Annotated in this window: 9 protein-coding genes; 1 reads left to right on the top strand and 8 read right to left on the bottom strand. The window is 61.0% G+C overall.

Annotated elements, in window-relative coordinates; genetic code table 11:
• Positions 1-14 precede the first annotated feature (14 nt).
• The 3 genes from ampC to ACNY69_RS09385 form a co-directional block, all read right to left on the bottom strand.
• Positions 15-1169, bottom strand: a complete 1155-nt coding sequence (ampC, locus tag ACNY69_RS09395; RefSeq protein ID WP_111140514.1) for a class C beta-lactamase — start codon at positions 1167-1169, stop codon at positions 15-17.
• A gap of 30 nt (positions 1170-1199) precedes the next feature.
• Positions 1200-1445, bottom strand: a complete 246-nt coding sequence (locus tag ACNY69_RS09390; RefSeq protein ID WP_111140515.1) for a hypothetical protein — start codon at positions 1443-1445, stop codon at positions 1200-1202.
• A 67-nt stretch (positions 1446-1512) separates the two neighbouring features.
• Entirely contained in the window at positions 1513-2694 is a 1182-nt protein-coding gene (locus tag ACNY69_RS09385; RefSeq protein WP_418798068.1) for a glycosyltransferase, read from the bottom strand.
• A gap of 618 nt (positions 2695-3312) precedes the next feature.
• Between ACNY69_RS09385 and hpxO the strand changes: the two genes are divergently transcribed.
• On the top strand, positions 3313-4470 hold the full coding sequence (hpxO, locus tag ACNY69_RS09380) for an FAD-dependent urate hydroxylase HpxO (RefSeq protein WP_111140517.1): 1158 nt from the start codon (positions 3313-3315) through the stop codon (positions 4468-4470).
• A 42-nt stretch (positions 4471-4512) separates the two neighbouring features.
• Here hpxO and dcp read toward each other — a convergent pair whose 3' ends face one another.
• From dcp to guaD, 5 genes are all read right to left on the bottom strand, one after another.
• Positions 4513-6558 (bottom strand): peptidyl-dipeptidase Dcp, encoded by a 2046-nt coding sequence (gene dcp / locus ACNY69_RS09375; RefSeq protein ID WP_111140518.1) that lies wholly within the window; start codon positions 6556-6558, stop codon positions 4513-4515.
• A 61-nt stretch (positions 6559-6619) separates the two neighbouring features.
• The gene (xdhC, locus tag ACNY69_RS09370) at positions 6620-7396 is read right to left on the bottom strand and encodes a xanthine dehydrogenase accessory protein XdhC (protein ID WP_111140519.1); all 777 of its coding nucleotides are present in this window, start codon (positions 7394-7396) and stop codon (positions 6620-6622) included.
• The gene (gene xdhB, locus ACNY69_RS09365; RefSeq protein ID WP_418798065.1) at positions 7383-9749 is read right to left on the bottom strand and encodes a xanthine dehydrogenase molybdopterin binding subunit; all 2367 of its coding nucleotides are present in this window, start codon (positions 9747-9749) and stop codon (positions 7383-7385) included. The genes xdhC and xdhB overlap by 14 nt, the downstream gene beginning before the upstream one ends.
• The gene (gene xdhA / locus ACNY69_RS09360) at positions 9739-11181 is read right to left on the bottom strand and encodes a xanthine dehydrogenase small subunit (RefSeq protein ID WP_418798062.1); all 1443 of its coding nucleotides are present in this window, start codon (positions 11179-11181) and stop codon (positions 9739-9741) included. Before xdhA ends, xdhB begins: the two co-directional genes overlap by 11 nt.
• A complete protein-coding gene (guaD, locus tag ACNY69_RS09355; RefSeq protein WP_418798060.1) occupies positions 11178-12506 on the bottom strand; it encodes a guanine deaminase in 1329 nt (442 codons plus the stop codon). The genes xdhA and guaD overlap by 4 nt, the downstream gene beginning before the upstream one ends.
• Between the last annotated feature and the right edge of the window lie 135 nt (positions 12507-12641).

The raw sequence follows: 12641 nt of genomic DNA, 5'->3' as shown, positions 1-12641 counted from the left end.
TGCTGCGGGCCCGGTTACTCCGTTCTCTCCTGCTGCAGGGCCTGCAGGATCTGCCAGGCCGCCCGGACGCGCAGCGGGTTCGGATAGTTTTTATTCGCCAGCATCACGATGCCGCAGTTCGCGGCGGGAATAAACGCAATGTAGGCCCCGAATCCGTTGGTCGCGCCGGTTTTATGTACCCAGCTGGCGGGCTGCGACGGCCCGACGGGCGTCAGTTGCGTCGCCGGACGGGCTTTCAGCGCCACACTGTTATCGCTATCGCCGATCAGGGTGTCGGCAGAAACCGGCCAGTCGTACATCTCCCAGCCCAGCCCCTGATAGAGCTTCCCGACGCTGAAATAGCGCGACTGCGCGGTGCGTATGGCATTCCGCAACACCGCATTGCCAGCGGAAAGGCGATTAGGATCGATGTTCGCCTGCATAAACGTGAGCATGTCACGCGCGGTCGATTTAATGCCGTAAGCTTCAGCATCCAGCATCCCTGGCGACACCCGCACCGGCTGACCCTCTTTATAGCCCCAGGCGTAGTTAAGCATCATGGAGGGCGGCACAGTGATATAGGTGCGCGTCAGGCGCAGGGGCTGAAACACATTCCGTTCCATCGCCTGCTCATAGTCCCCCTTCACCATCAGCGCGCCAAACAGGCCGATGCTGGCGTTAGAGTACTGACGCAGCGTGCCTGGCGCGGCCCCGGGCTGCCAGTCCTGATAGAAGCGCAGCAGCGACGCCTGATCGGTCACCTGATCCGGCAGCTGCAGCGGCAGGCCGCCCGCCGTGTAGGTGGCCAGATGGAGCATCCGCACCGGCCGCCACTGCGCACCGGTCAGCTGCGGCCAGTACTTCTGCACCGGATCGCTGAGGCGGATGTCGCCGTTGCGGATCTGCACCCCGGCCAGCGTGCCGGTAAAGGTTTTACTGACGGAACCGAGTTCAAACAGGGTGTTTTCCGTGACCCGGCGGCGCGAGTCGAGATCGGCCACACCGAAGTTCACGAACTGCGACCGGCCTTTGCAGAGCACCGCCACCGACATGCCGGGGATCGACTGCTGCGCCATCAGCGGTTCGATCGTGGCTTTGACCAGAGAAGTGACCTGCTGTGAGGAGAGATCGGCGGCAACACAGCGGGCAGAAAGAGCGAGCAACACAACGTACAACACAGACTTTTTCATCGGCAACCAGACGTTCTTTACTGAAAGAGATTACTTACATTGACTGGCACAGGCCTGCACACACATCTGCGCCTCGGTGCTGCAGGATCCGTTGTCACGGGTATTGCAGTGAGACTGTTCAACGTAGCAGTTGGACTGGCAGGCAGAGAGATCGCAACGGGCCGCAGCGGGCGTCAGCTGAACCACGGGGGCGCGGGCTGGAAAAAGCGGAGCGGGCTGAGCGAAGGCGCTGCTGCCCAGTAAACCGGACAGCAGCAGAGTGACGAGCAGTTTCATAAGAGTTCTCCTGTGGGACGCTTCCCTGAGTATGACCAGTCTGGCGCGTCCCGTCAGGGAAATCTCACTAAATTGAGACAACAGGAGGGTGTTGAGTGGCATTCATCACGCCACGGCTGTAGATTTCGTTGAGTCGGGCAATGTAACGCTGGGTGTCATGCTGCTCCCGGATACGCTGAATGGCCGCCTCGCCCTTCTCCTGCAATATTTCAGGACGCCCAATAATGGCCAGCAGCGTCGACTTGAGGCCCTCCACCAGCGAGCGGCGCAGTGCGGCTTTCTCATCCGGCGAGGTAATGCTGTATTCGCGGTCAGCGTTCAGTGGACTGGTCAGCACCCAGCCCGCGCTGGCGGGATTGATCTCCGGCAGCGCCCGCACGTTACTGGTGATCACCGGGCAGCCGTTGGCCTGCATCTCGAGTACCGAGAAGCCATAAGTCTCCTGCCAGGTCGGCAGGAGTCCGGCATCACTCTGGCGGAACAGCTGCATCAGTGCGCCATTCTCCATCCGGGCGTGGTGGGTAAAGCAACGATAGCGTTTAATCCGGTTCTCAATGCCGCGACAGAACGCCTCATCATCCTGGAACTGGCGATGCGCCACGTTGTGGCGCTTGGACAGCTCGCCAATCAGCTGCACATCCAGCTGCGACTCTTCCATGCGGCGCTCTTCAAGCAGTTCACTGATGGCCAGCACCACTTCCGCGCCGCCTTTACGGTAGAACTCATTACCGGCGAACGTCAGCCTGAGTATGCCGGGCTGGCGTGGTGCCTTCTGCTGCACAAACAGCTTTTGTGGCGGATGCATCACCAGGGTTTTCCGGCGGATCTGCTGCGCAATATCAGGTCTGAACAGCTTCATCTGAATATTCAGCGTGGCATCGGAGATCGCAATCAGCCCCAGACAGTTATCTTTCAACAGGTGCGGGATCAGGCGCTGCAACTCAGGGTTATCCTGCTTGGCGACGCCCGCCACCGGTAACACGCGCGGCAGCTCGGTTTCAAAGCTTGCCACCCACTTCTGGCGGGTAATCGCGACTTCATTAAACAGATGCAGGATGTCCACCCGCGAAGCCCCGGAAAACGGCACCGGCTGGAAAACAAAGATTTTATTTTTTTTAAGCAATCGGGTGCGTAACGGATTAATAAAATAGAACAGATTGCTTTTCTTCAGATTGATATATTCATTATCCGGATTAACTAAAATATTGCGCTGCTCGGGATACTGGTTATTTGTGATTCCAATTTTCATGATTGCCTTCCGGAGTCCTTGTCATTGGCGTGATCTATATCATGCCACGCCAGAATCCGCGTCCAGGCAATATCCTAAAAGCCTGTTGTGGCGCGGTTTGTACGATTTTCCTTATGCTTTAATCTGGCAACAAAATCATCACAGTTGTTTCTGATTGTGAATAAACAAACGCTATTTATGGCACTATCCGGTTGGTTTACCAGCCTTTCCGGGAGAATAAACACCTGGCCTGACCGCGATTAACCGGGCCGATTGTTAATTAATTGTTTAATTATTTTTCGGGCTATTTAACGCTTCCTGCCCGCCTTATCGTTAATTATTTCTTAACTGACTTCAGGACACCGCCAGAAACGCACCTGCCCGGCGGATGAGATGGGCTGATCGCGCCCCGCGCCAGATCGGGCGATGAAACGATCGATACAGCATCGCCGGGTCTGCACCCTGATGAAACGTCACGCTGCAACATGGTAGTGCAACGGCATCGCCAGTCGCGGCGGAATCGCTGGCCTGCTCGGGCCTTAATGCCTTGATTTTACTGCCGCCGCTGCTCTTTTCTGCGGCGCACGCCTGCCTGGTACAAAAGTTGCAGGATGTAAGGCAAGCAGACAGGAGAGCATTATGAAAGCAATCGTGATTGGTGGCGGGATCGGCGGCATGAGCAGCGCCATCGCGCTGGAAAAAGCCGGATTTGAGGTCGACGTCTTTGAAGCCGTCAGGGAGATGAAGCCGGTTGGCGCGGCAATTTCGATCTGGCCCAACGGCGTGAAATGCCTGAACGCGCTGGGCATGAAAGCTGCGCTGCGTAAGCTGGGCGGGAATATGGCTTATATGGCCTATCACGACGGCACCAGCGGAGCCGCCCTGACCCGCTTCAGCATGGCGCCGCTGGTGCAGCAGGTCGGCGAATATCCCTGCCCGGTTGCGCGGGCCGAACTGCAGGCGATGCTGATCGACACCTTCGGCCGCGAACGGGTGCAGTTTGGCAAGCGGGTGATCCAGGTCAGGCAGACCGAACAGGGGGTTATCGCCACCTTCTCGGACAACAGCCAGGCCCACGGTGATTTTCTGATTGCCGCAGACGGTACCCACTCGGTGATCCGCGACTATGTGCTGGAGCAGAAGCTGGAGCGGCGCTATGCCGGTTACGTTAACTGGAACGGCCTCGTTACCATCGATGAAGGGATCGCGCCCGCCGACCAGTGGACCACCTTTGTCGGCGATGGCAAGCGGGTGTCACTGATGCCGATCAGCGGCAATCGCTTCTACTTCTTCTTTGATGTGCCGCTGCCAAAAGGGTTGCCACAGGATCGATCCACGGTAAAAGCGGATTTAACCGGCTACTTCCGGGGCTGGGCGGCGCCGGTGCAGCGGCTGATTGCGGCCATCAATCCTGAAACCACCAACCGGGTAGAGATCCACGATATCGAGCCGTTCAGCCGGTTCGTTAAGGGTCGCATCGCCCTGCTGGGCGACGCCGCCCACAGTACCACGCCCGATATTGGTCAGGGCGGCTGCGCGGCGATGGAGGATGCGGTGGTGCTGGCCTCTGCTCTGGCGTCCCATTCGCTGGGCATTGAGGATGCGCTGCTGCGCTATCAGACCCGGCGGGTTGAGCGGGTCAGAGATCTGGTGCTGAAAGCGCGTAAGCGCTGCGACGTGACCCATGCGCGCGACCCGGCCGTCACGGCGGCGTGGTATGACTCCCTGAAAAACGAAACCGGCGAGCGCGTGCTGGCCGGTATGTGCGAAACCATCGAAGGCGGCCCGCTGGGCTAGCGGTAAAGCGCGGGCCGTCTGCATGACGGCCCGCTGCCGGTGTCAGTCATCCGTGAGACCGCGATTTTTCAGCATCGGCGCCAGCTCTGGCGCTGCGCCCCGCCAGCTCTCATAGAGCGTTTTCAGATCGCTGCTGTTGCCCCGGGACAGAATCTTCTGCCGGAAAAGATCGCCGTTTTCCCGCGTCAGTCCGCCCCGCTCTGAAAACCACTGATAGCCATCGTCGGCAAGCATCTGCGTCCAGATATAGGCGTAGTAGCCCGCCGCATAGCCGCCGCCCCAGATGTGCTGGAAATAGCTGGAGCGATAGCGCGGCGGCACCGCCGTCAGCGCCAGATTATCGCTCTCCAGCGCCTGCTGCTCAAAATCGCCGACGCTGTGCGGCGCGGCGTCGGCCTTCAGACTGTGCCAGTGCAGATCGAGCAGCGCAGCCGCCAGCAGTTCGCTCATCTCATAGCCTTTGTTGAACTGTGCGGCCTGCACCATCTTCTCATATAGCGCGGCCGGCATCGGCTCCTGCGTCTGATAGTGGCGGGCGTAGTGCCGGAACACCTCCGGCTCGCTGGCCCAGTGCTCGTTGATCTGCGATGGAAACTCAACAAAGTCGCGCGGGGTTTCCGTGCCGGAGAGGCTTGGATAGCGCTGGCTGGCGAACAACCCGTGCAGCGTATGACCAAACTCATGGAACAGGGTAATGACGTCGTCCCAGCTCAGCAGCGCAGGCTCACCGGCTGGCGGCCGGGTGTAGTTGCAGACGTTGTAGATCACCGGCCGGCTCTCCAGCAGCGTTGACTGGTTAACGAAGTTACTCATCCAGGCTCCGCCGCCTTTGCTGTCGCGCTTAAAGAAGTCGGTATAGAAGAGCGCCAGCGGGGTGTCATCCGCGTCGAAAATCTCATAGACCTGAACGTCGGGATGGTAAACCGGCAGATCCTGACGCTGCGCAAACCGGATGCCGTAGAGCTGCGTGGCCGCCCGGAAGACGCCGTTATGCAGCACCGAGTTGAGTTCGAAGTAAGGTTTGATCTGACTCTCATCCAGGTCGTAGCGGGCGCGCCGCACCTGTTCGGCATAGAAGCGCCAGTCCCAGGCTTCCAGGGTAAAACCGCCCTGCTGCTCGTCGATGATCTGCTGAATCGCCGCCGCTTCCCGTCCGGCGCGGGCGCGGGCGGCAGGCACGATGTTGCGCATAAAGGCCAGCGCCGCATCGGGCGTTTTCGCCATCTGATCCTGCAGCTTCCACGCCGCGTAGCTGGCAAAGCCCAGCAGCCTGGCCTGCTCCGCCCTGACCTGCGCCAGCCGCAGAATAAGCTCGCGGGTGTCGTTTTCATCCCCTTTTTCGGTACGCGTGACGCCAGCCGTAAAGAGCGCCTCACGGGTGGCACGGTCGGTGAGGCTCTGCAGCGCCGGTTGCTGTGTGGTGTTCTGCAGCACCAGCAGCCAGCGATCCTCCAGGCCGCGCGCCCGCGCTTCCGCCTGAGCCACCGCGAGATCGGCGGCGGACAGTCCCGCCAGCTGCTGCCGATCGCTGACCACCAGCCCGCCCGCTTTGGTGGCCGCCAGCAGCCGGTTGGTAAAGCGGGTGCTGAGGCGCGCCGCCTCCTGATTCAGCGCCTTAAGCTGCTGTTTCTGCGCCTCCGGCAGGTTGGCCCCCGCCAGCTGGAAGCGCTGCCAGATCACCTCGACCAGCCGTTTCGATTCGCTATCCAGCGTTGCGCGATCCAGATAGACCGCATCAAGTCGTGAGAACAGCGGCCGGTTAAGCATGATCTCATCGTTCAGCGCGGTGAGCTGCGGCGCAATCTCCTCATCGACCTGCTGCAGATAAGGGCTGGTATGTGCAGACGTCATGGCGCTGAAGACCAGGTTAACCCGGTTCAGCAGCTGTCCGCTCTTCTCCAGCGCCTCGAAGGTGTTGAGAAAGGTGGGCGCCTCGCTGTTCCCGGCGATTGCGGCGATTTCCTGACGCTTCGCCTCAATACCTGCCTGCAGTGCGGGCAGGAAATCCTGCTCCTCGATCTGATCAAAAGGAGGCGCCTGGTAAGGCAGTGTGCTGACGCTAAAGAAGGGATTCTGACGGGCGTTCATGGTTCGCTCCTGATGGGCATCGCAAAGGCTTATCCTGACAGGTTGCCGCCAGCGCGACAACTCAGCCGATCGTCTGCTGATAAACGCTGATGATCTCACCGGCAATCGCCACCGCAATTTCGGCGGGCAGCTTGCCTTTCACATCCGGCAGGCCAATCGGACAGCGCAGGCGGGCCAGCGTGTCGCTCTCCACTCCCTTGCCCGCCAGCCGGTAGCGGAAACGCTGATTCTTGGTTGCTGAGCCGATCACCCCGGCATAGCGAAAATCACCGCGCCGGAGCACCGCCTCGCACAGGGCAAAGTCGAGCGGATGATGGTGCGTCATGATGATGAAGTAGCTGCCTGCCGGGGCCTGCGCCACGCAGTCGAGCGGATCCTCCGGCTGATGTGTCACGACGCCGGGCGGCACATGGCAGAACTGCGCCGCGCGACTGTCGACCCAGTTTATGTGACAGGGTAACGTTGACAGCAGATTCACCAGCGCCTGACCGACATGTCCGGCCCCGAACAGCCAGATCTCCGGCTGCGCCTGCAGCAGCGGCTCAAACAGCAGCGTAGTCCTGCCGCCGCAGCACTGGCCGAGCCGCGCGCCCAGGCTGAAGGCTTCCGTGTGCGGGGCGCGGGTGCCGCTCTCCAGCATCGCCCTGGCCTGGGCGATGCACTGAAACTCCAGATGCCCGCCGCCGATAGTCAGCCACGTCTCATGCTGTGAAACAATCATCTTGCTGCCGCTGTCACGCGGCACCGACCCCTGTTCACTGAGCACGGTGATCAGGACGCAGCTCTGACGCTTCTCCCGCAGCTGGTGCAGCACGCCGATCCAGTCATGGTAGATCATCAGTGGCTCCTGTCAGGCGCTGCACGCCCCGGAAGATCCGTTCGGGCGTGGCGGGCGCATCCAGCAGCGGGTGCTGCCGGTAGTCCGCGACGCTGGCTACCGCATCCTGCAGGGCGCACCAGGCCGCGATACCCAGCATAAAGGGCGGCTCCCCGACGGCCTTGGAGTGAAACACCGTCTCCTTTGGATTTTTGCGATTCTCTACCAGCGTGACCCGCAGATCGGCCGGCACATCGCTGATGGCCGGAATTTTGTAGCTCGCCGGACCATCGGTCAGCAGCTGCCCTTTATCATTCCACACCAGCTCTTCGCAGGTGAGCCAGCCCAGCCCCTGCACAAAGCCCCCTTCCACCTGACCGATATCGATGGCCGGGTTTAAGGAGGCGCCGACATCATGCAGGATGTCGGCACGCAGCAGGCGGGATTCGCCGGTCAGCGTATCGATGATCACTTCGCAGCAGGCCGCCCCGAAGGCGTAGTAGTAGAAAGGTTTGCCCCGTCCCGCCAGCCGGTCGTAGTGAATACCCGGCACGCGATAGTAGCCGGTGGCCGAAAGCGGCACCTGATTCAGCCACGCCAGCTTTGCCACCTCAGCAAAGGTATAATGTTTCTCCCCGGCGCGCACCACGCCGTTGCGGAAACTCACCTCGGCGGCGTCGCACTGATGCTGTTCGCAGAGCATCGCGGTCAGCCGGTCACGCAGAATCTCCGCCGCATTCTGCGCCGCTTTGCCATTGAGGTCTGCACCGCTGGAGGCGGCCGTCGGGGAGGTATTCGGCACTTTTCCGGTGTCGGTGGCGGTGATCTGGATTTTATCGGTCTCGATCTGCAGCACCTCGGCGACAATCTGCGTCACCTTGGTGTTGAGCCCCTGGCCCATCTCGGTTCCGCCGTGGTTAAGCTGCACCGTACCGTCGGTGTAGATCAGGATCAGCGCGCCTGCCTGGTTAAGAAAGCTGGAGGTAAAGGAGATACCAAACTTCACCGGGGTCAGCGCCAGTCCGCGTTTCAGCAGCGGGCTGCGGGCGTTAAAGGCCGTAATCTCTGCGCGGCGGGCCTGGTAGTCGCTGCTGCGTTCAAGCTGCTCCGTGATCTCATCCAGCAGGTTATCTTCGACCTGCTGATGGTAATGGGTAATGTTACGATCCTCCTTGCCGTAGTAGTTACGTTTGCGCAGCGTCAGCGGGTCCAGACCCCGTTCGCGGGCGATGTGATCCATGATCTGTTCAATCGCCACCATACCCTGCGGTCCGCCAAATCCCCGGTAGGCGGTGTTGGAGGCCGTATTGGTGCGGCAGCGATAGCCGGTAATCCGTGCATCTCCGAGGTAATAGGCGTTATCGGCGTGGAACATGGCACGATCGACAATGGATCCGCTCAGATCCAGCGAATAACCGCAGTTTCCGGCCAGATCGATACGGATGCCGCAGAGCCGTCCATCCTCCTCGACGCCCGCCTCATAGCGCACGAAGAAAGGATGGCGTTTGCCGGTCACGCGCATATCGTCGCGGCGTGAGAGCCGCATCTTCGCCGCCCGCCCGGTCTGGCGCGCCACGATGGCGCAGAGACAGGCGACGCCCGCCGCCTGCGTCTCTTTGCCGCCGAAACCGCCGCCCATGCGACGCATATCGATGGTGACCTGATTCAGGCTGATGCCCATCACCTCCGCCACCAGCTTCTGCACTTCGGTGGGGTTCTGGGTCGAGGAGAAAACCTGCAGCTGCTGATCTTCGCCCGGGATCACCATCGCGGTCTGGGTTTCCAGATAGAAGTGCTCCTGGCCGCCGATATGAAACGACCCGCTGACCCGATGCGGCGCACGCGCCAGCGCCGCCTCCACGTCGCCGCGCTGATGAACATGCGGCTCCTGAACAAAACTGCCCTGCGCCAGCGCCTGCTCCACGTCCAGCAGCGGTTCCAGCACCTCATACTCAATCACCGCTGCGGCCGCGCCCTGGCGGGCGGCGTCAGGTGTCTCTGCCGCCACCGCGATCACAATCTGGCCCAGATACTCCACTTTCTCGTGCGCCAGCAGCGGATCGCCCGGTTCCAGCGGACCGACATCGTTGATGCCCGGCACATCCTGCCAGGTCAGGACGCTGACGACGCCCGGCACGGCGTAGCAGGGTTGCACATCAATTTGCAGGATCCGGGCGTGGGCGTGTTCGCTCAGGCGCGGACAGAGGTGCAGCAGTCCGGGCAGCTCCGGCTTGTCGTCAATGAAGCGCGCCTCACCCGAAACGTGCTTTTCCGCACTCTCATGGCGATTACTGCGACCCACGCCGCTCTGCAGGTCGGCGGCGTACTGCGCCTTAATCACCTCTTCGGTCAGTTCAGGACGGTTATGAGACATAGCGTGAGACCTCGATACAGGTTATGTCGCCGTTATGGCGATGCCAGTAGCGGCGAAGCAGGTTCTGCGCCACCTTGAGGCGGTAGTCGCTGCTGGCACGAAAATCGGAAAGCGGCTGGAAATCCTCGGCCAGCGCGGCCGCTGCGTGTGACACTGTCACCGCATCCAGCGGCCGGCCGAGCAGCGCCTGTTCGCAGTGATACGCACGCCGGGGCGTCGCGGCCATGCCGCCAAAGGCGATACGGACGGCGCTGACGACACCCTGATCAAACTGAAGATTAAAAGCCCCAAACACCGCAGAGATGTCGTCATCCAGCCGTTTAGAGACTTTCCAGGCGACAAAATCAGGTGACACCGTCACTTTATCGATGCGGATGGCGCGGATAAACTCCCCTTTTTTCAGCTGCGTCTGCCGGTAGCCGGTAAAGAACTGGTCGAGCGGCAGACTGCGCTGCTGTTCGCCTTCCTGCAGCACCAGGCTGGCATTCAGGGCCAGCAGCACTGGCGAGGCGTCGCCGACTGGCGAAGCGTTGGCAATGTTGCCGCCCAGGGTGCCCTGCAGACGGATCTGCAACGAGGCGAAGCGTTGCAGCATCTCGCTGACGCCGGGAATGCGGCTGGCAAGAAAATCGCTGACCTGCTGTAGCGACGCGCCCGCCCCCAGCAGATAGTGGTCGTCAAATTCGCTGCAGACTTTAAGCGCAGCGACCTGCTCCAGCGCAATCAGCACGCCAATTTTTTTATGCTGCTGGGTGATCTGCAGGCTGAGGTCGGTGCCACCGGCAATCAGCTGCGCGTCGGGATGCGCCTGACAGAGCGCAGCCAGCTGAGCGGGCGTTTTCGGCAGGAAGCAGCGGCGACCTTCACCGGCTAACTCCTGCACCTCCGGACTGGCCAGCGCCTCCAGCCGCTGTACGGTGGTGGCAGCCTGCTGCTCAAACAGATCGGACACCGGCTGCGAACAGAGCTGTTCGGCGGCCGCCATAATGGGGCGGTAGCCGGTGCAGCGGCAGAGATTTCCGGCCAGCGCCGTTTCCGCCTCGTGGCGATCCCAGCCTTCCGCCCGTTTCTGCAGGCTGAACAGCGACATCACAAAGCCCGGCGTGCAGAATCCGCACTGCGAGCCGTGGCACTCCACCATCGCCTGCTGCGCCGGATGCAGGGCGCGGCCATGACGCAGATCCTCTACCGTGATCAGCTGCCTGCCCTGTAAGGCGGAGACCAGCGTCAGGCAGCTGTTGACGGTTTCATACTGCATCTTTCCCTCCACGGCTTTGCCCAGGGTGACGCTGCAGGCGCCGCAGTCCCCCGAGGCACAGCCCTCTTTGGTTCCGGTGCGCTGCTGCCGGGTGCGCAGATAAGTGAGCACCGTGAGATTAGGATCGAGCGTCTCTTCGGTGACGAGCTGATTATTTAACAGAAACTGGATCATGCGGCTTGCTCCTGTGATTCTCGCTGCCAGACCGGACGACCCGCGACCCAGGTCTGGGCAATGTTGCGGTCGTCGCCCAGCGTCATCAGCACGAACAGTTTTTCCCAGATATCTTTGCTGTTGCCGATACGCAGCTGCTGCAATGCAGAGACAGCCGGATCGAGCACCACGAAATCGGCCTCTTTACCCACGTTGAAATTGCCGATGGCCTGGTCGAGGTCCAGTGCGCGGGCGCCACCCAGCGTGGCGTGGTAGAAGGCTTCGGCGGCGCTGAGCCGGTAGTGCTGTAACTGCCCGACCTTGTAAGCTTCGCCCAGCGTCTGCAGCATGTTAAAGGTGGTGCCTGCGCCGACATCGGTCCCGATCCCCACGCTGACGCCCTGCTGCCAGCTGCGTTTCAGGTTGAACAGCCCGCTGCCGAGAAACAGGTTGGAGGTGGGACAAAACGCAATGGCGGATTCGGTGTCGTGCAGACACTGCCACTCCCGATCGTCCAGATGCAGACAGTGCGCAAAGACGCTGCGACGGCCCGTCAGCTGATGATGATGGTAGACATCCAGATAATTCTCCCGCTCCGGGAACAGTGCTTTCACCCAGGCCACCTCCTGCGGATTCTCACTGAGATGGGTGTGCACCCAGGTATCCGGGAACTCCTGACGCAGCTGCTGAACTTTTTCCAGCAGCGCCGGGGACGAGGTCGGTGCAAAGCGCGGCGTCAGCGCATAGCTCAGTCGCCCGCGCTGATGCCAGCGCGCAATCAGCGCCCGCGTCTGCTGGTAGCTCTGCTCCGGCGTTTCGGTCAGGTTGTCGGGCGCATTGCGGTCCATCATGACCTTACCGGCAATCAGCCGCATGTTCAGGGCTTCGGCCGCGCTGAACAGGGCCTCCACCGACTGCGGATGGACGGTGCCAAACACCAGCGCACTGGTGGTGCCGTTGGAGAGCAGCTGATGCAGAAAGAAGGCGGACATCCGCGCCGCGTGATCGGGGCAGTGATACTGCGCTTCTACCGGGAAAGTGTAGTGATTGAGCCACTCCAGCAACTGTTCACCGAATGCGCCAATCATCTCGGTCTGCGGATAGTGAATATGGGTGTCGACAAAACCCGGCACAATCAGCCTGCCGCGCAGGTCGGTAACGGGCTGGTCTGCCAGCCGCGCCGCGCTGTTCTCCCAGCTCTCCAGCCCCACCACGCGGCCTTCACGCAGCAGCAACACCCCATCCTCCAGATAGCGGGCCCGTTTGAGGAGATCGTCGGGATGAGTCACTGTGCCCGTGAAATCGAAGAAGCTGGCGCGTATCGCCGTATCAGTTGCTGATAACATGGTCCGTCCTTTCTGAATGCGCGCTGATGCGCGATGGTGCATCAGCAGAGGTATCTTCATTACGCCTTGCAACCTGCGTGCCAATTTCGAAATGAAATAAAATCCTTAACAATCAGCAAAATAAGAGTGAAACGC

Source organism: Pantoea graminicola (assembly GCF_048452665.1).
In the GTDB taxonomy this organism is placed as follows: Bacteria; Pseudomonadota; Gammaproteobacteria; order Enterobacterales; family Enterobacteriaceae; genus Pantoea.
Note: the sequence above shows the minus strand (reverse complement) of the source record. Positions and strands in the feature narration are given on the sequence as shown.

Bases quoted from the DNA above. Each gene is read 5' to 3' on its own strand.
- xdhB (WP_418798065.1), bottom strand. From the start codon at position 9,749: ATGTCTCATAACCGTCCTGAACTGACCGAAGAGGTGATTAAGGCGCAG.
- hpxO (WP_111140517.1), top strand. From the start codon at position 3,313: ATGAAAGCAATCGTGATTGGTGGCGGGATCGGCGGCATGAGCAGCGCC.
- xdhA (WP_418798062.1), bottom strand. From the start codon at position 11,181: ATGATCCAGTTTCTGTTAAATAATCAGCTCGTCACCGAAGAGACGCTC.
- dcp (WP_111140518.1), bottom strand. From the start codon at position 6,558: ATGAACGCCCGTCAGAATCCCTTCTTTAGCGTCAGCACACTGCCTTAC.
- ampC (WP_111140514.1), bottom strand. From the start codon at position 1,169: ATGAAAAAGTCTGTGTTGTACGTTGTGTTGCTCGCTCTTTCTGCCCGC.
- ACNY69_RS09385 (WP_418798068.1), bottom strand. From the start codon at position 2,694: ATGAAAATTGGAATCACAAATAACCAGTATCCCGAGCAGCGCAATATT.
- guaD (WP_418798060.1), bottom strand. From the start codon at position 12,506: ATGTTATCAGCAACTGATACGGCGATACGCGCCAGCTTCTTCGATTTC.
- ACNY69_RS09390 (WP_111140515.1), bottom strand. From the start codon at position 1,445: ATGAAACTGCTCGTCACTCTGCTGCTGTCCGGTTTACTGGGCAGCAGC.
- xdhC (WP_111140519.1), bottom strand. From the start codon at position 7,396: ATGATCTACCATGACTGGATCGGCGTGCTGCACCAGCTGCGGGAGAAG.